This window comes from Vicinamibacterales bacterium (assembly GCA_036496585.1).
GTDB lineage: Bacteria > Acidobacteriota > Vicinamibacteria > Vicinamibacterales > 2-12-FULL-66-21 > JAICSD01.
In genome coordinates this window covers 1-22,683 of record DASXLB010000074.1, presented here as the reverse complement: position 1 = coordinate 22,683, position 22,683 = coordinate 1, and the positions used below count along the sequence as shown (strand labels likewise).

The 22,683-nt window shown below is 68.5% G+C and carries 21 protein-coding genes; 12 read left to right on the top strand and 9 right to left on the bottom strand.

Annotated features, from left to right (window positions below; translation table 11 throughout):
- The first annotated feature begins 103 nt into the window (after positions 1–103).
- From VGI12_21450 to VGI12_21415, 8 genes are all read left to right on the top strand, one after another.
- A complete protein-coding gene (locus VGI12_21450; GenBank protein ID HEY2435251.1) occupies positions 104–937 on the top strand; it encodes a 5-deoxy-glucuronate isomerase in 834 nt (277 codons plus the stop codon).
- A complete protein-coding gene (locus VGI12_21445; protein HEY2435250.1) occupies positions 934–1,299 on the top strand; it encodes a cupin domain-containing protein in 366 nt (121 codons plus the stop codon). The genes VGI12_21450 and VGI12_21445 overlap by 4 nt, the downstream gene beginning before the upstream one ends.
- On the top strand, positions 1,296–2,063 hold the full coding sequence (gene kduD / locus VGI12_21440) for a 2-dehydro-3-deoxy-D-gluconate 5-dehydrogenase KduD (GenBank protein HEY2435249.1): 768 nt from the start codon (positions 1,296–1,298) through the stop codon (positions 2,061–2,063). The genes VGI12_21445 and kduD overlap by 4 nt, the downstream gene beginning before the upstream one ends.
- Complete coding sequence (locus tag VGI12_21435; GenBank protein ID HEY2435248.1) at positions 2,060–3,886, top strand: hypothetical protein; 1,827 nt, start codon at positions 2,060–2,062, stop codon at positions 3,884–3,886. Before kduD ends, VGI12_21435 begins: the two co-directional genes overlap by 4 nt.
- Before the next feature lie 13 nt (positions 3,887–3,899).
- The gene (locus VGI12_21430) at positions 3,900–4,721 is read left to right on the top strand and encodes a TlpA disulfide reductase family protein (GenBank protein ID HEY2435247.1); all 822 of its coding nucleotides are present in this window, start codon (positions 3,900–3,902) and stop codon (positions 4,719–4,721) included.
- Positions 4,718–6,100, top strand: coding sequence for an FAD-linked oxidase C-terminal domain-containing protein (locus VGI12_21425; GenBank protein HEY2435246.1), 1,383 nt, complete (start codon positions 4,718–4,720; stop codon positions 6,098–6,100). Before VGI12_21430 ends, VGI12_21425 begins: the two co-directional genes overlap by 4 nt.
- Positions 6,101–6,166: 66 nt before the next feature.
- Positions 6,167–8,749, top strand: a complete 2,583-nt coding sequence (locus VGI12_21420; protein HEY2435245.1) for a zinc-dependent metalloprotease — start codon at positions 6,167–6,169, stop codon at positions 8,747–8,749.
- Between the two features lie 47 nt (positions 8,750–8,796).
- Positions 8,797–9,225, top strand: coding sequence for a hypothetical protein (locus VGI12_21415; GenBank protein HEY2435244.1), 429 nt, complete (start codon positions 8,797–8,799; stop codon positions 9,223–9,225).
- 68 nt (positions 9,226–9,293) lie between these two features.
- Here the strand turns inward: VGI12_21415 and VGI12_21410 are convergent, their stop codons facing one another.
- Complete coding sequence (locus VGI12_21410; protein HEY2435243.1) at positions 9,294–10,001, bottom strand: SDR family oxidoreductase; 708 nt, start codon at positions 9,999–10,001, stop codon at positions 9,294–9,296.
- Positions 10,002–10,051: 50 nt separating this feature from the next.
- Here VGI12_21410 and VGI12_21405 point away from each other — a divergent pair, with 50 nt between their 5' ends.
- Together VGI12_21405 and VGI12_21400 are read left to right on the top strand one after the other, a co-directional pair.
- Positions 10,052–11,689 (top strand): ABC-F family ATP-binding cassette domain-containing protein, encoded by a 1,638-nt coding sequence (locus tag VGI12_21405; GenBank protein HEY2435242.1) that lies wholly within the window; start codon positions 10,052–10,054, stop codon positions 11,687–11,689.
- Positions 11,690–11,750: 61 nt separating this feature from the next.
- The gene (locus VGI12_21400; GenBank protein ID HEY2435241.1) at positions 11,751–12,317 is read left to right on the top strand and encodes a hypothetical protein; all 567 of its coding nucleotides are present in this window, start codon (positions 11,751–11,753) and stop codon (positions 12,315–12,317) included.
- Between the two features lie 10 nt (positions 12,318–12,327).
- On the opposite strand, the gene VGI12_21395 is transcribed toward VGI12_21400, so the two are convergent.
- The 7 genes from VGI12_21395 to VGI12_21365 form a co-directional block, all read right to left on the bottom strand.
- On the bottom strand, positions 12,328–12,714 hold the full coding sequence (locus VGI12_21395; GenBank protein ID HEY2435240.1) for a hypothetical protein: 387 nt from the start codon (positions 12,712–12,714) through the stop codon (positions 12,328–12,330).
- Positions 12,715–12,764: 50 nt separating this feature from the next.
- Entirely contained in the window at positions 12,765–13,481 is a 717-nt protein-coding gene (locus VGI12_21390) for an endonuclease/exonuclease/phosphatase family protein (GenBank protein ID HEY2435239.1), read from the bottom strand.
- Positions 13,482–13,504: 23 nt separating this feature from the next.
- A complete protein-coding gene (locus tag VGI12_21385) occupies positions 13,505–13,984 on the bottom strand; it encodes a hypothetical protein (GenBank protein ID HEY2435238.1) in 480 nt (159 codons plus the stop codon).
- A gap of 127 nt (positions 13,985–14,111) precedes the next feature.
- Positions 14,112–16,799 carry an ABC transporter permease gene (locus VGI12_21380; GenBank protein ID HEY2435237.1) on the bottom strand — a complete coding sequence of 896 codons (2,688 nt, stop codon included), beginning with the start codon at positions 16,797–16,799 and terminating at the stop codon, positions 14,112–14,114.
- A gap of 6 nt (positions 16,800–16,805) precedes the next feature.
- Entirely contained in the window at positions 16,806–17,159 is a 354-nt protein-coding gene (locus VGI12_21375) for a PadR family transcriptional regulator (protein ID HEY2435236.1), read from the bottom strand.
- A gap of 295 nt (positions 17,160–17,454) precedes the next feature.
- Complete coding sequence (locus VGI12_21370) at positions 17,455–19,179, bottom strand: GMC family oxidoreductase (protein HEY2435235.1); 1,725 nt, start codon at positions 19,177–19,179, stop codon at positions 17,455–17,457.
- On the bottom strand, positions 19,176–19,757 hold the full coding sequence (locus VGI12_21365; protein ID HEY2435234.1) for a gluconate 2-dehydrogenase subunit 3 family protein: 582 nt from the start codon (positions 19,755–19,757) through the stop codon (positions 19,176–19,178). Before VGI12_21365 ends, VGI12_21370 begins: the two co-directional genes overlap by 4 nt.
- A 25-nt stretch (positions 19,758–19,782) precedes the next feature.
- On the opposite strand from VGI12_21365, the gene VGI12_21360 reads away from it, so the two are divergent.
- Both VGI12_21360 and VGI12_21355 read left to right on the top strand, forming a co-directional pair.
- Positions 19,783–20,598 carry a DUF1080 domain-containing protein gene (locus VGI12_21360; protein ID HEY2435233.1) on the top strand — a complete coding sequence of 272 codons (816 nt, stop codon included), beginning with the start codon at positions 19,783–19,785 and terminating at the stop codon, positions 20,596–20,598.
- Between the two features lie 348 nt (positions 20,599–20,946).
- Positions 20,947–21,546 (top strand): DinB family protein, encoded by a 600-nt coding sequence (locus tag VGI12_21355; GenBank protein ID HEY2435232.1) that lies wholly within the window; start codon positions 20,947–20,949, stop codon positions 21,544–21,546.
- Here the strand turns inward: VGI12_21355 and VGI12_21350 are convergent.
- A partial coding sequence (locus tag VGI12_21350; GenBank protein HEY2435231.1) for an ABC transporter permease occupies positions 21,524–22,683 on the bottom strand: 1,160 nt, incomplete at its 5' end. The genes VGI12_21355 and VGI12_21350 overlap by 23 nt on opposite strands.

The following is a 22,683-nucleotide window of genomic DNA, read 5'->3' as shown; positions in this document are numbered from 1 at the left end:
TTGTCAACACCATGGCGCACAGCCGGGCTGCCGGAGCCGGCGGTTGTCAGATCGCGCCGGAGCCGGTATATTGCATGACCCTGAAACAAATGTCGGAGGGGACATGACAGTCGAGACGATTTCGCCAGGCACCTGCGTCGTACGCGACACGGCTTCCCGCCCGGGGCGGACCCGCGCCGTCGCGCCGGGGCTCACCGCCTCGCGCCACCTGCACTACGGCCGCATCATCCTCGCCTGCGGCGACGCGCCGATCGCCGTCGACACGGGCGATCACGAAACCGCGCTCATCTGCCTGGGCGGCAGCGCGGCGGTCGACGTCGCCGGCCAACGCTACGCGCTCGGAAAATACGACGGCCTCTACGTGCCGCGGGATGCGACCTTCACCGTCACGCCGGACAGCGGCGGCGGCGATCTCGCGGAGATCTCCGCGCCGGTCTCGGCGGCGCACCCGGTCCAGTTCGTCCCCTTCGCCCATGTGCAGCAGGACCCGGGCCTGCACTTCGCCGCCGGCGGCCCCTCGTCCAGACGCAACCTCAACGTCATCATCGGCAAGAACGTCCGCGCCGGGCGGCTGATGGCCGGCGTCACGTTCAGCGAGCCCGGCAACTGGACGTCGTGGCCACCGCACGAGCACGCCGCGATGCTCGAGGAGGCGTATCTCTACGTCGACATGCCCCGCCCTGCCTTCGGCGTGCAGCTCGTCTACACCTCGAGTACCGATCCCGAGCTCGCGACGATCGTCCACGAAGGGGACATCGTGCTGATGCCGGCGGGCTATCATCCCAACGTCGCCGCGCCCGATGGCGCGATCAATTTCGTGTGGATGATGGCGGCCAACCGCGAAGACGAGGACCGTCAGTTCGGCGTCGTCAACGTCCATCCCGACTTCACGGCGCTCGGGTCCGGCCTCGACAAGGGACGAGCGGAGCGCACATGAACCCGACCGGCCTGGCGTTCGGACAATGGAACTGGGAGACCGCGCCAATCGAGCATGTCGCCGACGGCATCGACCGGCAGGTCGTGTCGGGCGATCGCATCATGACCTGCCGTCTCAGCTTCGCCCCTGGCGTCGTCACCGCGGTGCACAGCCATCCGCACGAGCAGATGACGATCGTCGAGCGCGGCCGCGTCCGGTTCCACGTGGCCGGCGGCGAGCACGTCGCGTCCGCGGGGGAGGTGCTGCTCTTTCGATCGGGAGTCGAGCACGGCGCGACAATCCTCAATGAGCCGGCCGTGTTGATCGACATCTTCAGTCCGCCGCGCGAGGACTTCCGTCCGGCCGGAGCGGAGACGGCATGACGGCCGCGGCCGGCGGGCGATTTTCCCTCGACGGACGCGTCGCGCTGGTGACCGGTGCATCGCGCGGTCTCGGACGGGCGATGGCGATCGGACTCGCCGAGGCGGGTGCCGACGTCGTGGTGCACGCGTCGACGCCGCCGGCCGACACCGCGCGCGCCGTGGAGGCGCTCGGGCGCCGTGCCGCCTCGCTCGGCGGCAATCTTGCCGATCGATCCGCGGCCGATCGGTTCGCCGACGGCGCGCTCGCTGCCTTCGGCCGCGTCGACGTCCTGGTCAACAACGCGGCGACGATCCGCCGCCGCCCGGCTGCCGAGCACACCGACGACTGGTGGGATGAAGTGATCGAGGTCAACCTGTCGAGCGTGTTCCGGTTGTCGCGCGCGATCGGCGCGCACATGCTCGGTCGTGGCGCCGGCAAGATCGTCAACATCGCCTCGCTGCTGTCGTTCCAGGGCGGCATCACCGTACCGGGCTACGCCGCGGCCAAGGGGGGCGTCGCGCAGTTGACCAAGGCGCTCGCCAACGAATGGGCCGGCCGCGGCGTCAACGTCAACGCCATCGCGCCGGGCTACATGGAAACCGACAACACGGCCGCGCTCCGCGCCGACGACACGCGCGCACGGCAGATCCTCGATCGCATTCCCGCCGGGCGCTGGGGCCGCCCCGACGATCTCGTCGGCGCGGCGATCTTCCTCGCCTCGCCGGCGTCCGACTACGTCAACGGCCACGTGCTGGCCGTCGACGGCGGCTGGTTGGGACGATGAGCCCGAGAGCGGTGCTCGCAGCCGCGGCCGCGATGATGCTGCTGGCACAATCCGCCGGGGCGCCGCCGTCCTACAACAGCCTTGTGCGTGACCGCATCCTGGCGCAGACAGGCGTCCTCCTGCACGAACTCGCCAGCGACAAGCGCGATCTGAAGATCGACGGGACGCCCGTGTTCAACGGCAACGACAAGTTCCTGCCCGGCAAGATCGCGATCGCGTTTGCCGACTACCTGGTGTCTCGGCCGCACGACGATCCCGGACTCGCCGAGGATCTCGCCGCGTTCCGCGCGATCGCGAGGTTGACGATCAACGACGCCAACGAAACGTGGGGCACCTACTACTACGTGCTGGCGATCGACCGGCTGCGCACGGCCGGATTGCTCGATCGCGCGCTCGACGATGACATCCTCGCGACCCTGCGCACGAAGCTCGACTGGACACCGTTCGTCGAGCCCGGCACCTACCGCCTCATCGATCACCCGAACAACTACTACGTCGTCGCGCTGGCGATCGCCCGACTGCGGCATCATCTGGGCTGGGAAGACGCCACCGCGGCCGACGCGATCTACCGGAAGGCGGCCGAGCACTACGAGCGCTACTCGGGCGACTTCGGGTTCGCCGACGAGACGGACGGCGAGGGACGATTCGATCGCTACAGCGTGCTGCTCGCCGGCGAGCTGGCGAACCACTTCGTCGAGACAGGCGATCGTCCGCCCGCCGAAGCGCTGACCCGGCTGCGCCAGTCGTCGGACGTCATGCTGCAGCGGCTGCACGAGGACGGCACCGGCTTCGAGTACGGCCGCAGTCTCGGCCCCTACGGCGAAACGGCGATCGTCGAAACGCTGACGGCGGCCGCGCGGCTCGGCGTGCTGACCGACGCCGAGCGGACCCTTGCTTACTCGTACGCGACGAAGGTCGCGCAGCGCTACGTCGACTTCTGGATGAACCCGGACACCGGTTCGGTCAACATGTGGGACGCCGGACGCCGCACCGACGCCTATCGCGGCAAGTTCCGCATCCTCGGCGAGAACCTGTCGCTCGCGCACCAGTTCGCGTACACCAACGACGGCTGGAACGCGATGGGCTTCACGGATCGACCAGTGATGGACGGCTTCGCCGCGGCGCTCGAGCGGCGGCCGGCGCGATCGGTGACCTGGTTTTCGCGCGGCACCTACGATCGCGTGCTCGTCACCCGCCGCGACGGCGAACGTATCATCGGGCTGCCGCTCGTCAACGGCGGCGCGACGCAGCACATGCACCATCCCTACTTCCCGATCCCGTTTTCACAAGGGATGCTGGAAGGCGTGCCCGACGGCGGCGCGCCGATACTCGTCCCGCGGTTCACGCTCGCCGACGGCGCCCAGTTGATGCCACTGGCGTTCATCCGCGACGTGAAGGTCGACGACACGGCGGCCGCGACCACGGTCACCTACCGGCAGAGCGAGATGGATCGGCTCGGCAAGAGCGCGCCGGTTGCCGACGACCGCATGGCCGCGACGACGACCTACACGCTGCTGCCGCACCGCCTCGTGAGGCGCGACGTATTCACGCCGGCGGCCGGCCTCGACGTGGCGTCGATTCAACTCGAATACGCGGGCTTTTCGCGCGAACCCGCCCAGGATGGCCTCACCACGCGGTTCGGCGCCGGGGTGGTGACCTCGTTCAGCGTGAACGGCCTCGAGCGATGCACGGCGCGCTCCCTGGACCACGATCGGGACTACGCGTCCGATACCGGCCCCATGACCGCGCTCGTCGTCTGCACCACCGGCGCGGTGCGGCTCGAAGGGCCGCTGACCATCACCTGGACCCTCGAATATCGGTAATAATCTTAGGGACATGACAGCGCGCCGGGCCCTCGCGATCCTGCTGGCCGCGGTCGCGGCGTCCGCCGCGATCGTGCTGATGTTCCGCTATACGAAACAGGTCGAGACGAGCATTCGCAAGGCGCCCGCCTCACGCACCAGCGTCCGCCTGCTGAAGGACCGGGCCGCGGTGCTGCCGCTGACCGGCGTCGACCTCGACGGCCGTCCCGTCAGTACTGCCGCGTTCCGCGGCAAGGTCGTGCTGGTCAACTTCTGGGCGACCTGGTGCCCGCCCTGCCGCGAGGAAATCCCCGACCTCATCGAGCTCCAGGCGCGCTACAAGGACACGCTGCAGATCGTCGGGATCGCGCAGGATTCGGGCTCGGCGGCCGACGTGCAGCGCTTCGCCGTCGAGCACAAGATGAACTACCCGAGCCTCCTCAGCACGCCGGAGATCGAGAAGCTCTTCCCGCCGGTCTCGGCGCTGCCGACGTCGTTCTTTCTCGACCGCGAAGGGCGTCTGGCGCAGAAACACGTCGGTATGCTGAACCCGTCGCTCACCGATCTCGAAACGCAGGCGCTGGCCGGCACCAATCCCGATCTCACGATCGTCGACGCCGAAGACGAAGACAAGGCGCGGGTCGCGAGCGCGGCGCAGGCCAACAAGATTCCTGGCGTCGATCTCGCCGTGCTGTCGCCGGAGAAGCGGGCGAAGGTCCTGGCGGCGCTCAACTCCGAGCACTGCTCCTGCGGCTGCGGATTGACGGTCGCGCAATGCCGCGTCGACGACCCCACCTGCAACGTCAGCCTGCCGCTCGCCCAGCAGCTGATGGAGAAGATCGCGAGTGCCAAGTGAACCGTGACGCCCTGATCAGCCAACTGCGCGGCACGCTCGGCGATCGCGTCGCCACCGGTGATGCGGTGCGCGATCACCACAGCCGCGGCGAGTCGCACCACCACGGCGTGCGGCCCGACGCGGTGGTGTTCCCCACCTCGACGGCGGAGGTCCAGGACATCGTCCGGGCCTGCGCCGCCGCCAACTGCCCGATGACCGCGTTCGGCGCTGGGTCGTCCCTCGAGGGACACGTCGTCCCGCTGCAGGCGGGCGTCACCGTCGATCTGTCACGGATGAACCGCGTGCTGCGCCTGAGCGTGGAGGACCTCGACATCACCGTCGAAGCGGGTGTCACCCGCAAGCAGCTCGACAAGCACCTGCAGGCGAGCGGCCTGTGGTTCCCGCTCGATCCAGGCGCCGACGCGACGATCGGCGGCATGGCGGCGACGCGGGCCTCGGGCACGACGGCGGTCCGATACGGCACCATGCGCGACGCCGTACTGGGCTTGACCGTCGTCACCGCCGACGGCCGCGCCATCCGGACCGGCACGCGCGCGCGGAAATCGTCGGCCGGCTACGACCTGACGCGGCTCTTCGTCGGCGCCGAGGGCACGCTCGGCATCATCACCGAGCTGACGCTGCGCCTGCACGGGCGCCCGGAGTCGGTCGCCTCGGCGACCGCCTGGTTCGACTCGATCGACGACGCCGTCAACGCGGTGATCATGATCGTGCAGCTCGGCATCCCGGTGGCGCGGATCGAGCTGCTCGACGAAGCGATGATGGAGGCCGTCAACAAGCATTCGCGCCTGGCGCGGCCGGAGAAGCCGACGCTCTTCTTCGAGTTCCACGGGCTCAGCGATGCGTCCGTCGACGAACAGGCGCAGGCCACCGGCGACATCGTCGCCGAGCACAGCGGCCACGAGTACTCGCGCGCGACGTCGCCCGAGGAGCGCGCCAAGCTCTGGGCGGCGCGCCACGACGCCTACTACGCCGGCCTGGCGCTGCGCCCGGGCGCGCGCGGCTGGACGACCGACGTCTGCGTGCCGATTTCGCGCCTCGCCGAGTGCATCCACGAGACCAAGAAGGACCTGGCCGATTCGCCGCTGCCGGGACCGCTTGTCGGGCACGTCGGGGACGGCAACTTCCATCTGCTGCTGGCCGTCAATCCGGAGGATCCGTCGGACATGGCGGCCGCCGAACACCTCGTCGACCGCCTCGTCGCGCGCGCGCTCGCCATGGGCGGCACCTGCACCGGCGAGCACGGCGTCGGCATCGGCAAGATCCGCTTCCTCGAAGCGGAACACGGCCGCGACGCGATCGGCGTGATGTGGGCCATCAAGAAGGCGCTCGATCCGCACAACCTGATGAACCCGGGGAAAGTCCTGCCGTCGATTGACTGAACCGGGTTCGAGGCAGACGGTCGGGATCTGATCCCCGGCCCTTTCTGTCCGAGATAGAATCCGCGCATGCGGATTACTGCTCTCTTCGCGACCGCTCTCACGTTCGTCGGCGCCGTGGCTTCCGCGCAGGGGCGCGGCGGCGGCGCCGGCGCTCAACAGCCGGCCGGTCCCCCTCCGACCATCGAGGCCCGCACCGCGGGCATGCAGAAACTCGATGGCTATCTCCCCCTCTACTGGGACGAGCGCACCGGCTCGCTCTGGATGGAGATCGACAAGCTCGACACCGAGATGCTCTATGCGACCGGCCTGACGGCCGGCCTCGGTTCAAACGACATCGGTCTCGACCGTGGCCAGGGCGGCCAGGGGCGCGTCGTCAAGTTTCAGCGCATCGGGCCGCGCGTGATGATGGTGCAGCCGAACTACACCTTCCGCGCCAACAGCCCGAATCCCGACGAGCGCCGCGCCGTCGAGGACGCGTTCGCCAAGTCGATCCTCTGGGGTTTCACCGTCGCGGCCGAGAGCGGCGGGCACGTGCTCGTCGATGCGAGCGACTTCTTCCTGCGCGACTCCACCAACATCGCGCCGCGGCTCCGCCCCGGCACGTATCGCATCGACCGGACGCGCAGCACGTTCGACGTGCCGTGGACGAAGGGCTTTCCGAAGAACTCCGAGATCGACACGATCCTGACGTTTGCCAGCGAGGCCGCCGGCGGCGGACGCGGCGGCGGCGCGGGGCCGGCGCAAGGGCCGCCGTCGGTGGGTGGCGCGGTCCCCGGCAGCGGGGGCGGCGGCTTCGGCGGTGGTCTGTTCTCAGGCACGGTCGGCAGTGTCACGCCGTCGGCCGACTCAGTGACGCTGCGTGTCCATCACACGTTCGCTGAACTGCCCGACGACAACTACAAGCCGCGCTACGACGACCCTCGCGCCGGCTACGGCGGCCTGCAGTACATGGACTACGCGGCGCCGATGGGCACGCCGATGGTTCAGCACCTGCTGCGCCGGCATCGTCTCGAGAAGGTCGATCCGACGGCGCGCCTCAGCGACCCGAAAAAGCCGATCGTCTACTACGTCGATCGCGGCGCGCCCGAACCGATCCGTACGGCGCTGCTCGAAGGCGCGCGCTGGTGGAACCAGGCGTTCGAGGCGGCCGGCTATCGCAACGCCTTCCGCGTCGAGCTGCTGCCGGAAGGGGCCGACCCGATGGACATCCGCTACAACATGATCAACTGGGTCCACCGCTCGACGCGCGGCTGGAGCACGGGCGGATCGATCTCCGATCCGCGCACCGGCGAGATCATCAAGGCGACGGTCACGCTCGGCTCGCTGCGCGACCGGCAGGACTACTTGATCTTCGAGGCGCTGCTCGCGCCGTACAAGGACGGCACGGAGAACCCGGCCGTGCTGACGCAGACGGCGCTCGCCCGCATCCGCCAGCTCGCCGCGCACGAGGTCGGCCACACGCTGGGACTCGGCCACGAGTACTACAACAGCTCGAAGGGGCGCATCTCGGTGATGGACTACCCGCATCCGCTCGAGAAGCTGAACGCCGACGGCACGATCGACCTGTCGCAGGCCTATCCCGTCGGCATCGGCGACTGGGACAAGGTGGCGATTACCTACGGCTACTCGGACTTCCCGAAGGGCACCGACGAGAAGGCTGCACTGGAGAAGATCCTCGATGACGCCTGGAAGCAGGACCTGATCTACATGACCAATCAGGATACCGATTCCACGCCCCGATCGGATCAGTGGAACAACGGTGTCGGTCTCGAGCAGGGCGCCGAGCTGAACCGGATCATGAAGGTCCGGCGCGCCGCGCTGAACCGCTTCGATGAATCGGTCATCCGGAAGGATGCGCCGATGGCGACGATGGAAGAGGCGCTGGTGCCGCTTTACATGTACCACCGGTACGCCGTCGAAGCGGCGGCCTCGACCGTCGCCGGCCAGGACTACATCTATGCGATGCGCGGTGACGACCGGATTCCGACGAAATGGGTGCCGCTCGCGCAGCAGAAGGCGGCGCTCGATGCGCTGGTGGCGACGCTCGCGCCGTCGGAGCTGGCGCTGCCGAAGAACGCCCTGCTGAAGATCCCGCCGCGGCCCTCCGGCTGGGGGATGCACCGCGAGCTGTTCGCACGCTACACCGGCGACACCTTCGATCCGATCGCTCCGGCGGCGATCGCCGCCGACGTCACGATCGGTTTCCTGCTGCAGCCCGATCGCGCCGCGCGGATGGTCGCGCAGCATGCGGTCGATCCCACGCTGCCGGGACTGGAAGACGTGATCTCAGCCCTGCGGTCTGCGACGTTCAAAGGGGCGGTCGCCACGCCTTACGAACAGGAGATTCGCCGGGCTACCTCGCGGGCTCTCGTGGAACGACTGATCTGGCTCGCGGGCGGCGCCCCGATGCCCCAGGTGCGCGCGATTGCCTCCACCGCCCTGTCGTCGATCAGCGGGTTCGCCTTCCCCGACTCCACCGTGGCTGGCGACATGGCGGCAGCCGGGCTCCTGTCCGCCGACATCAAGCGCTTCCTCGAGCGTCCGATGGAACCCATTCGCACCCCCTCGACCTACGAGGCGCCCCCGGGCGCCCCGATCGGCGACTATCCGAACGACTGGCTCGCGGCGCCGTCCTGGGTGATTCGCTAGGTGGCCACGGCACTCGAAAAGGCGCATACTCGACGCAGGAGGGACGTATGACTCTGGTTTCACTCGTTCTCCCGGCACTCGTCGGCGGTCTCCTGCTTGCGGGCGTCCTGGTGTGCCTCAACCGGCGTCCTTCATCGGGCGTGGTCACGCGTTCGCCGCTCGAACCGATGTCGCCAGATCTGATCAACATGGCCCATATCCGGATCGCCGGACTCGGTGGCCTGGGCATGCTCGGCGCCGTCGTCGTCACCGCACTGGCGCTGCCGGAAATCGGTGTCGCACTGGCGGCCAGTGTAGGGATCGGCGCGGCGATCGGCGCTGGACTGGTCGCTTATCGGTCGCGATCGACGGCGGCTGGCGCAGGTGGACAGAACGGCGAGCCTCCGAGCCTGCTCGCGCTCGAGGATCGCGCGGCGCGCGTCGCCCCGCGCACGACACACGACGCGCCGCGCGCGCCGCTGGCCGTCACCGCGTAAGATCAGTTATCGGCGAATCGTCAGCAATCGTGCGTTCGAGGTCCCGTTGGGCAACGCCCTCGGACGAATCAGACGACGAACCCGCCGCTGACGTTGATCGACTGGCCGGTCACGAATCCCGTTTCTTCCGTACACAGAAGCGCGGCGACGCGCGCCACGTCTTCAACAGTGCCGAGGCGGCCGAGCGGGTGGCGTTGGAGCGCGCGCGCGCGCACCTCGGGATCGCCAAGATGCGTCGCGGTCATGTCGGTCTCGACATAGCCCGGCGCGACGGCATTGACTCTGATGCGGCGCGGCGCCAGCTCCAACGCCCAGTTCCTCGTGAGCGCATCGATGCCCGCTTTGGTCGCGCCATAAAGGCTTCGCCCGCCGGCGATAGCGACGCGGGCGGCCGTCGACGACACGTTCACGATGCGCGCGCCGTCGCTGAGCCTGGGCAGGAGCGCCTGCGTCAGCCAGAAGACCCCTCGCAGGTTCACGTTCAGGATCTCGTCCAGCGTCGCTTCGGCTGTGGCGCCGAGCGGCGTCGGTTTCCACACGCCTGCGTTGTTGACGAGGATATCGACACGGTCCGCGTCGAGTCGCGCGATGGCGGCCGAAATGGCCGCCGGCGACCCGAGGTCGGCTTCGAGGAGGGCCCCCGGCTGGGCCAAGCCGGCCAGGGTCTCTTGCGCCGCCGCACGGTTGCGACCATAGTGGACGATGACGTGCGCGCCTTGGGCATCCAGCTCCTGGCAGATGGCGCGGCCGATCCCGCGTCCACCGCCGGTGACCATCGCGACCTGGCCGCTAAGGCGATCTCCCATACGATCGAATCTATCAACCAATGGTCTCGTTCACAAAAATCGGCAAGCAGTACGGAAAGCAGATCCTCTTCGTCGACGCGTCCTTTCAGCTCAATCCCGGTGAAAAGGTCGGCCTTGTCGGGCCCAACGGGTCCGGCAAGACGACGCTCTTCCGGATGATCGTCGGCGAGGAAGGTCCAGACGAAGGGGACGTCTCCGTCCCGAAGAAGCTCACCATCGGCTACTTCAAGCAGGACGTCGAGGAGATGGCCGGCCGCTCTGTGCTCGACGAGACGATCGCCGGCAGCGGCCGCGCCGGGCAGCTCCATCACGAGCTCGAGGCGCTGAATCACGCGATGGCCGATCCCGATCGCGCCGCCGAGATGGAGAAAATCCTCGAGCGCTTCGGCGAAGTGCAGGAGGAATACGAGCATCTCGGCGGCTACGCGCTCGAAGCGCAGGCGCGCGAGGTGCTGCACGGCCTCGGCTTCGAGGACGAGCGCGTCGACGGCGACGTCGGGCACCTGTCCGGCGGCTGGAAGATGCGCGTCGCGATGGCGCGCGTACTGCTGATGAAGCCGGACGTCCTGCTGATGGACGAGCCGACCAACCACCTCGACATCGAGTCGATCATCTGGCTCGAGGCCTTCCTGAAGTCGCTGCCGGGCTCCCTGCTGATGACCTCGCACGACCGGGAGTTCATGAACCGGATCGTCGGCCGGATCGCCGAGATCGACGACGGCGAGATCACCGTCTATTCCGGCAACTACGACTTCTACGAGCGCGAGCGCGCCATTCGCGATGCCAATCGCGAGGCCGCGTATGCCCGCCAGCAGGCGATGCTCGCCAAGGAGCAGCGTTTTATCGAACGCTTCGCCGCGCACGCCGCCAAGGCAGCCCAGGTGCAGAGTCGAGTCAAGGCCCTGGAGAAGATCGAGAAGGTCGAACTGCCGAAGAAGCGGCGGATCGTCACGTTCGACTTCCGCCAACCGCCGCGCTCCGGCGATCAGGTCGCGACGCTCGAAGGCGTCACCAAGCGCTATGGCAGCCGCACCGTGCACGACGGCGTCAACCTGAACATCCGCCGCGGCGAGCGCTGGTGCGTCATGGGCCGGAACGGCGCCGGGAAGTCGACGCTCTTGAAGATGGTCGCTGGCGCGCTGGCGCCGGACGAAGGCACGGTCACGCTCGGCGCGTCGCTGGCGATGGGCTACTTCGCGCAGCAGTCGCTGGACATTCTCGATCCGGATCTCACGATCGAGGAGCAGCTGCAGAAGGACTTCTCGCACGAGTCGATCGGTGTGCTGCGCAGCCTCGCCGGCGCCTTTCAGTTCTCGGGCGAGGACATCGACAAGAAGATCCGGATGCTCTCAGGCGGCGAGAAGACGCGCCTGGTGATGGCGCGCATGCTGCTCAATCCGCCGAATTTCCTCGTCCTCGACGAGCCGACCAACCACCTCGATCTGGCGACCAAGGAGATGCTGCTCGAGGCGCTGCACGACTTCGAAGGCACGATGCTGTTCGTGTCCCACGACCGCGCGTTCCTGAAGGGCCTGAGCAATCGCGTGCTGGAGCTCGGCGGCGAGTCAGGGACCGAGGCGCAGCCGCACGCCTATCCCGGCACCTATGAGGAGTACGTCGCCCGGACGGGCCACGAAGCGCCGGGCGTTCACCGCTGATTGATGGCCGAGGCCGGCGGCTTTTCCGGTACCGCTCGCCCGCCGCAGTATCATGCCGGCGATGGAGCCGCTCCTGAGCCACGAAGTCACCGGCACCCGCGTCGGGCACCTTCCCGTGCACGACCTGATCGACATCTGGACCGCCGTCAGCAGTGGCGTCGTCAAGCACGGCTTCGGCATCGAATACCGCGACCTCGAGCCGCCACGGACCGGCATCTTCGACGGCTTGAGGATTGTCATCGACCCCGACGTCGGCTTCGAGATGCAGTGCTTCCTGCTGCTGCACCTGTTCGGCCACTCAGTGCAGTGGGTAGCGCCGTCGATCGAGCACAAGCTCGAGGCGCTGCAGCACACCTCCGACAAGGCGGAGTTCATGAAGGTGCTGCAGGCCTACGAGATGGAAGCGGCCCGCTACGCGCTGCAGTTGCTGCACGAGCGCGGCGTGACCAACCAGGATCGCTGGTTCTCAGACTTCGTCCACACCGACTGGCACTACGTGGAACGCTACTACCAGGAAGACGCGCTGCCGCCGTGGTCCGAGTGCGTCGTCAGCGGCGGCGCGCTGATTGCGCCGCAGCCGATCCCGCCGCTGACACTCCGGCAGGTGGACGTGCGGTTCGCGTTCTGAGACCGGCGGCTCACGTCAACCGGCGCAGCGTCACATACAGCGGCCCGACGCCGATGATCGCCAGCATCGGGTAAGTGATGCGCCCGGGCCGGTTGATCGCTTCCCAGCGCACCTGCTCTCCAGGCTTCACATCGAACTCCACCGTCTTCCACACCAGCGTGTTGCTGACCCGCAGCCGGTGCCGCCCTGGGTGCACGTCGCGCGCGAACACGTGGCCGAACATCAGGTCGCCGAGCTTTTCGCCGTCCAGCCACACCACCAGCTGGCGCTGCTGGATGTCCTCCGCACTGGTGCGGGCGATCGTCACCGACGAGGGCTGCATCTCGAAGACGCGATGCCAGTACTTCGCGTCGTCGAGCTTGGTGGCTGGCGCTTTCTCGGCCGTTCCCACGGGCACGGCTCAATCTTATCCGAGGGGTTCCGTGTCGCCCGCCGAACACGGATTGCCTACGCGGTGACCTCCGCCAGCAGCGGAAAGTGATCCGATGCTTCATTGGCGGGCGGCGTCCGGATCACCTCGCAGCGTGTCACGCGCGGCTGATCGGCGGAAGGCACGAACACGTAGTCGAGGCGTACCTGCGGACCTGAGGTCGGTAGGGTCAAGCCGGGATCGGCGGGATGAGTGGCGCGGAAGACGTCTACGTAGCCGGCGTCCAGCATGAGCTGGATCGTGCGCCAGCGGATCCGGCCGCCGCTCAGCCACATCGTTGCCCGTACCTTTTGCGGCAGGGCGGCCACGTCGAGCAGCTCTCCGGGAGCGACCGTATTGAAATCACCGGCGACCATGTGAAAACCGCGCTGCTCGCGCGCAATCGCCGCAATGAGCGCGCGCAGCTCGATCGAGCGCCGGCGCTCGGTCAACGCCGCAAACACTGCGCTCAGGTGGACCCCGAAGATGCGGACCGGCAGCCCCGCCGGCACCAGCTCGAGGAACGCATGACGCGACAGGCGCGGGCGATGCCACGAGTGGCTGGCGATCGGCACGCGGCTCATGAAGCCGAGCGACAGCTTCGCCATCGCGGCGCAGTGCCGCATGCCGGCTCCGTCGGCGAGCGCGCGCACGACGGCCGGGTTGGTCGCCTCCTGGAAGATGACGATGTCGGGCTGAAGCGGACGGATGACGGCCAGCAGCGCGTCCTCGCGCCCGGCGCCTCCCCGGCGGATGTTGTAGGTCAGGAGCCGCAGCGTCAGTCGGCCTTCTCCACGAGAGTCAGGTAGGGCTGGCCAAGCAACTCGCCGCGAAAATACATCACGAAGTCGCGCGTCGCCTGGATGTTGACCGGCCGCCGCACCATCGCCATCAGCTGCTCGCGCAGCGGCACCAGGTCCGGTGCGATGTCGCGATCCTGATCGCTGAGCGGACGTGTGTGCACACCGGGTACGAAGAAGCCGTCGAAGATGAAGTAGTCGAGCGCGCGCTCGCCGACGAGCGTCAGATCGAGATCGCTCGTCCCCGGGCCGCCGGCATCGAACGCCTCGCCGTCCTTCCAGCGACGGCCGGTCACTGAGCTGCCTCGCAGCACGACGCCGGTGTTTTCGGGGATCGTCTGCCGCACGATCTCGACGAACGCGTCGAGCTTCGCCGCGTCGCCGTCGAACGCGAGACGGATGACGTTGTGGCGCTTCTCCGTCTCGGTGAGCTCATGCGCGGCGTCCGCTTCGGACATCACGGACCCGTCTAAAGCAAATCGCCTGCCTGCCGCCATCCCGACCACGGCAAGCGCGGCCACTGCGGCCGCCGGCGTCGCCGAATCCCCCGCGCCACGCCCGCGCGCAACGCGCGGACGATCCGCATCAGTCCTCGCGGAGCGCGACGGTCGGCGCCACGCGCGACGCGCGCCAGGCGGGAATGCAGCTGGCGGCGGTCGTGATGAAGGCCAGCAGCGTCAGCGACGCCGCCAGCGTCGGCACGTCGGCGGGTTGAAGTCCGTAGAGAAGGGCCGACGCCAGGTGGGCGCCGGGAATCGCCGCCGCGAGCCCGACCGCGGCGCCGGCCGCCAGCAGCACCAGCGCTTCACGCACGATCATGCCGACCACGGCGCGGCGATCGGCCCCGAGCGCCATCCGGATGCCGATCTCGACCTTCCGTCGGGCGACCGTATACGCCATCACGCCGTAGAGGCCGATCGCCGCAATGAGGACGGCCAGCGCGCCGAAGAACCCCGACAGCGTCGCCATCAACCGGTCGCGGACGAGTGTCGCCGCGACGATCGACGCCATCGACTGGTAACGCACGACGATCGAGCCGTTCAGTTCCAGAAGCGCGCGCGTGGCGGCGGCGCTCACCGCCGTCAGCCCCGTCGTGGCGCGGATCACCACATCGGACGAGCCATCGAACTCCTTGTCCTGGGCGCCATCCATGACCGCGAGCGGCGTGAACGGCTCGCGTAGATCCCCGTATTTCGAGTCCTTGACGACACCGACAACCCGGATCGGCGGCCGCGCCACACCGACGTCCTCGACGATCTGGAAGGTCTGTCCGACCGCCCCGTGCGGGAAAAAGCTGCGAGCGAACGACTCGGTCACGACCGCGACGAGCGGCGATTCCGGCGTGTCGTGGTCGTCGAAGTCGCGGCCGGCGACGAGCGGCGTTCGCAGCACGTCGAAGTAGCCGGGTGTCACCGAGTTGAAGTTGACGTTGGTCTGCTGCTCGGCGCCTCCGACGACGACGTGCTGGTTCCAGGAGTTGCCGGCGAGCGGCGCGTCGGACGCGCGGGCCGCGCCAGTCACGCCCGGCAGCGCGCGCAGTCGCTCGACGATCTGGCGCTCGAAGGCCCCACGCGCCGGCTCGGGAATGCCGGCCTTCCGATAGTCCACAGAGGCCACGAGCACGCCGTCCGTCCGGAACCCGGGATCGACGTGCGTGAGCTTCCACAGGCTGCGCACGAACAGCAGCGCGCCGATGACCATCATCAGCGAGAGCGCCACCTGCGCCACGACGAGCAGGCGGCGGAGGCCGAAACGCTCCCGGCTGTCGGTCACCGAGCGGCTCGACGCCTTGATCGCCGTATTCGGGGACGTGCGCGTCGCGCGGATGGCCGGCACGAGGCCGAATGCCAGCGCGGCGGCCGCGGCGACCACTGCTGCGAAGCCGAACGCTTTCGCGTTCAGTTCGACGTCGACGAAGACGCGCGTGCTGTCGGAGTCGAGAAAAGACACGAGCGCGCGGCTAAACCACTGCGCGGCCAGCAGCCCCGCCGCGGCGCCGAGTCCGGCGATCAGCAGGCTCTCCGAGACCATCTGCCGGATGATGCGCGGCCGCGACGCGCCGATCGCCAGCCGCACCGCAATCTCACGCTCGCGCGCCGTCGCGCGCGCCAGCATCAGGTTGGCCAGATTCGCGCAGGCAATGAGCAGGACGATCCCGGTCAGCGCCAGCAGCACGCCGAGGGAATCGGCGTAGTTGGCGCGCAGGCTCGAGAATCCGGTCGACGCCGGCAGTGTGCCGATCTCGAAGGTCTGATAGTCCCGGGCCGTCGACGGGTCGTAGTTGGCGGGGGTGGTGTCGCGAAAGATCCCGGCGGAGATCGTGCGCAGCTGCGCCGCGGCCTGCTCCCGGTTGACGCCTGGCTTCAACCGCCCGAACACGCCAAGGAACCAGAAGTCGGGCCGCTTCAGGCGCGGCCTCGGGCTGAACACCGCGTCGGCGCAGAGCGGCATCGCCACGTCGAAGCTGCGCCCGACTTGGGTACCGAAGAACGACGCGGGCGTCACGCCGATGATGTCTACGGCACGCCCGTCGAGCACGATCGATCGTCCGACGGCTGACGGATCGCCGCCGTACTCGCGCTGCCAGAACGCGTCGCTGATCACGGCGCCGGGCGTGCCGCAGCCGGGCCGGTCGTCAGCAGCCGTGAAGACCCGTCCGACCCGCGCCGCAACGCCCAGCGTGCTGAAATAGCCGCCGCTGACATAGAGACCCTGCACCGGCCGCGACTCGCCCGCCGGCGCGAGGTCCCATTGCGTGGTGGTCCACGCCAGCACGCCGGAGAAGACCCGCTGGTCGGCCTGGATGCGCTCCCACACCAGGTTGGAGAAGTTCGGACGGCTGCCGTTGAACGAGCCCATGCGGCCGTGCTTGGCGTTGAGGATCTTGAGCTCGAGCAGCTGGTCCGGATGCGAGACCGGCAGCGTGCGCAGGTTGACGGCCTCGATCAGCTGAAAAATGGCGGTGTTGGCGCCGGTCCCGAGCGCGAGCGTCAGAATCGTCACGAGCGCGAAGGTCGGGTTGCGACGGAGCACGCGCGCGCCGTAGCGCAGGTCCTGCCACAGCGTTTCCAGGAAGCCGAGCGAATTCATCTCGTAGATCTCCTCGCGGATGCGCGTGACACTCCCCAGCTTGCGATGGGCGGCCGTGCGCGCCGCGTCGGGCGTCATGCCGCGCGCGAGGTTGTCGGCGGTCTCTTCCGCCAGGTAGGCGTCGAGCTCGCCGCGCCGTTCGTCGTCCCAGTACCGCCGGTGCAGCGCGCGGAGGATCCGCATGGCTTGTTATTCAGACGCGGGCCGCAGGATTCGGTTGACGGCGCGCACCAACTCGTCCCAGCGCGTCGTCTGCGCGTCGAGCTGCTGACGCCCCTTCGGCGTGAGGCGGTAATAGCGCGCGCGCCGGTTGTTCTCGGACGTGCCCCAGAACGACGCGATCCAGCCGCGGTCCTCAAGGCGGTGGAGCGCCGGGTAGAGCGATCCGTGCTCGACCTGAAGAACATCTTCCGAACGATGCTCGATGGCGTGCGCGATCGTGTGCCCGTGCGCCGGTCCGAGCGCCAGCGTCTTGAGCACCAGCACGTCGAGCGTGCCCTGCAGCATGTCCCCCTGGATCGCGGGCGTGCCGCGTTTGGGCATGCTCAGGAAGATAATCTAGGGGAGTGAGCGTGTCAAACGGGGCTCACGCGACGGTGCCAAGGGTGCTAAAGGTGCCAAGGGTGCGAAGGGTGCTGGTGCCAGGGGTGCTGGGTGCCAACGGTGCTGCTCCACCCGGAACCCCAGCACCCCGCACCGCTAGCGCCCTGGACCGCTAGCACCCGCACTGCTAGCACCTGCACCCTAGCACCTGCACCGCTAGCACCTGCACCGCTTAGCACCCGCACCGCTAGCACCTTTGGCACCCTTTGCACCCTTGGCACCGCTCGCGCGCGGCCTATTTCGTGCGCGCGAGCAGCTGGTCGCAGCCGCGCGCGGTCAGCGCCATCATCGTCAATGTCGGGTGCTTGTCGCCCGTCGAGGGAAAGGCGTTGCCGCCAAACACGAACAGGTTCGGAACGTCGTGCGTCCGGCAGTAGGAGTCGAGCACGCCGTCCTTCGGGCTGACGCTCATCCGCGCCGTGCCGCACTCGTGGATCGAACTGCTCAGCGGACGGCGGCGTGGCGGCCGCGGTGGCGGCGCGGCGGCGGCCGGAGCCGCGGGTGGACGCGCGTCCGGCGCGCCGGGGCCGCCGGGGAATCCCGCCGGCGCCACCGGGCCAGGCATCAATTCCCCGCCGGCCTTGCGAAACAGCTCTTCGGCCTTCTGTTGAAAGTCCTCGATCAGCTTGTAGTCGTTGTCGCTGTGCGTGAAGTGGATGCGCAGCACGGGAATCCCCCACGCGTCCTTCACCTCCGGATCGAGCTCGACGAAGTTCTCCTTGCGCGCCAGCATCTCGGCACCCGCATTCCAGACCCGCGCCTGCGCCACGTAGCGGCTCTTGATCTCCTGCTTCCACTCGGACCCGTAGCCCGGAAGGTTGGCCGCAAACGCGGGGAACTCTGACTGGCCGCCGGTCGCGTTCATCACGTAGCCGCGGATGAACTCCTGGCGCTGCGTCTTCGCGTCGATGTTCTGAAAGTTGGGAATCGTGATCCCCGCCTGCTTGCCATCGTCGAGGCGCGTCGGCCCGCCCTTCAGTTTCGGCAGGATGCCGCTGACGCCACCGCCGCCCACCTGGTCCATCATGTAGTAGCCGAGCAGCCCGCTCGAGTTGGCGAGCCCCCCCTTCGCCGACAGCAGCAGCAGCCGCGTGTTCTCCAGCGTCGACGCCGCCAGGATGATCCACTTCGCGTCGACGTCGACCGATTTGCGGGTGGCGCGCTCGAGATAGGTGACGCCCTGCGCTCGATTCTCAGCGTTCGTGCGCACGCGCGCGACGATGCTATCGGTGCGGATCTCGAGCTTGCCGGTGGCGAGCGCCGGCGGCAGGGTGACGGCAATGGGATTGAACATGGCGCCGACGTCGCAGCCGTTGACGCAGTTGCCGCAGTAGTGACAGGCCGGGCGCCCGTTGTGCGGCTGCGTCAACTGCGAGAGGCGCCGGTGCGTCGACGGCCAGCCGAGCGACGCACAGGCGGCCGTCAAAATCGTCTCCGCGCAGTTGAGCGGCATCGGCGGCAGGAACACGCCATCGGGAAACTGCGGCCACCCTTCTCGCGCGCCGCTGACGCCGACGAATGACTCGACACGGTCGTAGTACGGCTTCATGTCGCCGTACGAGACGGCCCAGTCCATGCCGTAACCGTCGCGCGACGCCGCCTTGAACTCGTAGTCGGCCATGCGATCCGTGGCGCGCGCCCAGTGCAGCGTGCGGCCGCCCAGCACGCGTGAGCGCCCCCACCGATACGTCGTCTCCGGCGACGTGGTGTACGGGTTCTCCACGTCGTCGATCATGATCTTGTAGTTGCGCTCGCTGCCCGAGTAGCGGCGCATCAGCCCCGGTTCGCCGTTGCCGCGATAGTCGAGTTCGTAGGAAAAGCGATGATGGAAGTCCTTCGCCGGATCGACGGCCGCGCCGGCTTCGAGCATCAGGACGTCGAGGCCCTGCTTCGTCAACTCGAGCGCCGCCCAGCCGCCGCACGCGCCGGACCCGACGATGATCGCGTCGTAGGTCTTCACAGTGTGCGGTGCTCCGGATGATCGCAGGCCGGGAACGCGACGTTGAACGAGTTGCCGCGGTAGTCGAGGCACTCGATCAGCCCCTGGCGGGACGTGTAGAACGCGAAGGTGTTCTGCTGCTTGACGAGGCGATACGCGAAATACGCCTGGTGCGTCGCGTCGCGGTCGTGCTCCGGACGGGCCATCGCGGCAACCAGCGCGTCGCGGCCGGCCGCGTCGGCGCTGTGGAAGCCGATGTCGCGGAGCGTCTGCATCGCGCGCCGCCACTGGCGTGCGAGGGTCGCGTCGACCCTCTCGGAGGCCTGCAGCAGGAAGTCGATGAAATGCGCGCAGCGCGCCTCGCGCGCGCCTGGTGTGTCGTCGGTCGGAATCAGGATCGCGGTCAACGCCGCGAGCGCCGCGAAGTCGTCCTGGTCGAAGAACTTCGGCTGGTAGTCCTTGAGCAGTCCGGGATCGGGCGGCGCATAGTGCTGATCGTGCGCCTGCGCGTGCAGCCAGGGCGCGAGGAAGTCGGCCGCGCCCGGGAGCGCCGCGGCCGCCGCCGCCAGTCGTAGGAATCTTCGTCGCGTTGAATCCACGCGGAGAATGTACACTCGCGCAGCCATGCTTTCCACGTTCATTCGCCTGTCGGCTCTCGCCGTCGCGACCGCGCTCTCTGCGGCTCAGCAGCAGCCACCGGCGCCCCCGCCGATCACGCTCGGGCCAGGCCTGCGTGAGGTGCCCGACTATCGCGCTGTCTCGATTGAGCCGCCCGCGCCGCAGGTGCCAGACGGCTTCACGCCGATTTTCAACGGCAGGGACCTGACCGGCTGGCACATTAGCAAGGAGGCCCGCCACGGCGTGCAGCCCGACTTTCACGTGTCGCAGGGGATGATCCTCGGCACCCAGAAGCCGCTCGGCAGCGGCGGGCTGTTGTTGACGGACAAGAAGTACAAGAACTTCGAGCTCTACTTCGAGGCGAAGCCGGACTGGGGCTGCGACAGCGGCGTCTTCTTTCGCACGACTGAAACCGGCGTCGCCTATCAGATCACGATGGACTACCTGCCGGGCGGCAGCATGGGGCGGATGATCGGTGAAGGGGGATTTCAGACCGGGCCGGCCCGGGCGGCCACGCCGCCAACCGCGCCGGCCGCTCCATCGGCGCCGCCGCCGGCGACGCCGATGGCGTCGAACGACGCCGGCATGAAGGCGTGGAAGCCCTTCGACTGGAACACCGTGCGCATCCGCGTCGAGGGCGAGGTGCCGCACGCGACGGTCTGGATCAACGGCATACAGATCAGTGACGCGATCGACACCGAGAACCACGCGCTCGGCGGGATGATCGAAGGACCCATCGCGATCCAGATTCACGGCGGCCCGGTGCGCTGGCAGCCCGGCGGCTTCTGGCGGTGGCGGAACATCGGCATCAAGGTTCTGTAGCGCAAGCCCTTGGGCCTGCCTCCCGATCAAGGTTTCCGTTGCGCAAGCCGTTGGCCTGCCTCCCGATCAAGACTCTGTAGTGCAGGCCCTCGGGCCTGCCTCCCGATCAAGACCCTGTAGCGCAGGCCCTCGCGCCTGCCTCCCGATTAAGGTTCTGTAGGGCGAGCCCTTGGGCCTGCCCCCCGATCAAGGTCCTGTAGCGCGGGCCCTCGGGCCGGCCTCCCGATCAAGGTCCTGTAGCGCAGGCCCTCGCGCCTGCCGCCCGATCAAGACCCTGTAGCGCGGGCCCTTGGGCCTGCCTCCAGCCGTCGGCTTTCAGCTGCCGGCTTCCAGCGGTAATCTCGCGTGATGACGGCACTGCCCGACGAACTGCGATCCCTGCACGAGGCCTATGACGCCAACGAACGCACGGCGCGCGAACTCGTCGCGAGCCTCACCGAAGCGCACGGCACGTGGCATCCCGCGCCAGGTTCATGGAGCGTGGCCGAATGCCTCGACCATCTGGCGTTCAGCAATCGCGTCTACATCGCCGCGATGCAGCCCCCGGCGGCCCAGGCGCGCGTCGCGGGCCGCATGCGGCGTCGGTCGGCGCTGCCGGGTGTCCTGGGCGGCTGGTTCGTGAAATCGCTCGAGCCGCCGGTCACGCGCAGGATGCGCGCGCCACGGACGATCGTGCCGCGGCCCTCACCGCGGCTCGCCGATGCGGCGTCCACGTTTTTCGCATCGCACGACCAGGTCGTGCAGTTCCTTCGCGTCTACGCTGACATCGATCTCGCCGCCACGCGCTTCCCGAACCCGTTCATCCGCGCAATCCGCTTCAGCCTCGCGACCGGCGTACACGTGCTCGCCGCGCACGAGCGCCGGCACCTGTGGCAGGCGTCGAACGTGGCGCGACTGGCGGGTCGCGAAGGGCGGGGTGCGGGGACTACTCCGATCGCAGCGCGATGAGCGGCTCGATGCGCGTCGCCCGGCGCGCCGGCACGTAGGCGGCGATGAGCGCCACCGCAAGCATGATGGCCGCAGCCAACCCGATCGGCAGGATCCCGCCCGAGGGTAGGTTCTCGAGGAGGCTCGCCGCGAGGCGCCTGCCCCAGAATCCGACTGGCGCGCCAAATGCCAGGCCGCCAAGGACCAGCCACCCGGCGCTCGCCAGCACCATCCGGATCACCTCGCCACGAGCGGCGCCGAGCGCGACGCGGATCCCGATCTCCTTCGTGCGCCGCGTGACCGTGTAGGCCAGCAATCCGTACAGGCCGATCGCCGCAAGCAGCGCACCGACGCCTCCGAAGAATCCCGACAGGGTCGCCATCAGCCGCTCCGGGATGATCGATGCGTCGACCTGCTCGGCCAGCGTCGTCACCTGCAGCGCCGAGCCGGCGCCGAGCGCCTCCTCGACGACTCGCCGCGCCGCGGCCGCGATGGCCGTCGGCGGCACGGCCGTCCGAAGCGACACCGTCGTCGTGCCTCTCGACATCGGCGCGAAGACATACGCAATCATCCGCGCCGCCACGTGGATATCCGAGTACTTCGCGTCTCCCACCACACCGACGACCTCGTACGGATCGCGCTCGTTCTCGAGCCAGATGCGGCGGCCCACCGGGTCGCGGCCGGCGAAATACTGCCGCGCCAGCGCCTGGTTGACGATGACGCGGCGCGGCTGGTCGCCGTCGGTGTCGCGAAAGTCACGCCCCGCCAGGACGGGCGTGCCGTAGGTGGCGAAATAATCCGGCGAGGCCCAATTGAGCGCAACTCGTGACCGATTCGCCACGGGCTCGTCGTAGCCTTCGGCACGAAGGAACCGGCTGGCTGCCCCGAGCGCCAGTGGCGTCGTGCCGCTGGTCGCGACGGCGCGCACGCCGGGGATGGCCCGCAGGCGCGGTACGAGTTGCCGGTAGAGCGCCGCCAGTTGCTGGCGCGTTTGCGCGCGGGAGGTGTTCACCGACATCAGCAGCACGCCGTCGCGCTCGAACCCGAGGCTCGCGCCGCGCAGTTGACGCAAGTGGCTCATGTACAGCTGCGCCACGCTCAGCAGCGCCAGCGAGATCGCAACCTGCGCCACCACCAGTCCGCTGCCGAACAGCCGAC

Excerpts from the sequence above, each read along its gene's own strand:
- VGI12_21410 (HEY2435243.1), bottom strand. The coding sequence starts at position 10,001 with ATGGTCACCGGCGGTGGACGCGGGATCGGCCGCGCCATCTGCCAGGAG.
- VGI12_21420 (HEY2435245.1), top strand. The coding sequence starts at position 6,167 with ATGCGGATTACTGCTCTCTTCGCGACCGCTCTCACGTTCGTCGGCGCC.
- VGI12_21375 (HEY2435236.1), bottom strand. The coding sequence starts at position 17,159 with ATGCCCAAACGCGGCACGCCCGCGATCCAGGGGGACATGCTGCAGGGC.
- VGI12_21450 (HEY2435251.1), top strand. The coding sequence starts at position 104 with ATGACAGTCGAGACGATTTCGCCAGGCACCTGCGTCGTACGCGACACG.
- VGI12_21445 (HEY2435250.1), top strand. The coding sequence starts at position 934 with ATGAACCCGACCGGCCTGGCGTTCGGACAATGGAACTGGGAGACCGCG.
- VGI12_21415 (HEY2435244.1), top strand. The coding sequence starts at position 8,797 with ATGACTCTGGTTTCACTCGTTCTCCCGGCACTCGTCGGCGGTCTCCTG.
- VGI12_21360 (HEY2435233.1), top strand. The coding sequence starts at position 19,783 with ATGCTTTCCACGTTCATTCGCCTGTCGGCTCTCGCCGTCGCGACCGCG.
- VGI12_21405 (HEY2435242.1), top strand. The coding sequence starts at position 10,052 with ATGGTCTCGTTCACAAAAATCGGCAAGCAGTACGGAAAGCAGATCCTC.
- VGI12_21400 (HEY2435241.1), top strand. The coding sequence starts at position 11,751 with ATGGAGCCGCTCCTGAGCCACGAAGTCACCGGCACCCGCGTCGGGCAC.
- VGI12_21380 (HEY2435237.1), bottom strand. The coding sequence starts at position 16,799 with ATGCGGATCCTCCGCGCGCTGCACCGGCGGTACTGGGACGACGAACGG.
- VGI12_21430 (HEY2435247.1), top strand. The coding sequence starts at position 3,900 with ATGACAGCGCGCCGGGCCCTCGCGATCCTGCTGGCCGCGGTCGCGGCG.
- kduD (HEY2435249.1), top strand. The coding sequence starts at position 1,296 with ATGACGGCCGCGGCCGGCGGGCGATTTTCCCTCGACGGACGCGTCGCG.
- VGI12_21355 (HEY2435232.1), top strand. The coding sequence starts at position 20,947 with ATGACGGCACTGCCCGACGAACTGCGATCCCTGCACGAGGCCTATGAC.
- VGI12_21385 (HEY2435238.1), bottom strand. The coding sequence starts at position 13,984 with ATGTCCGAAGCGGACGCCGCGCATGAGCTCACCGAGACGGAGAAGCGC.
- VGI12_21435 (HEY2435248.1), top strand. The coding sequence starts at position 2,060 with ATGAGCCCGAGAGCGGTGCTCGCAGCCGCGGCCGCGATGATGCTGCTG.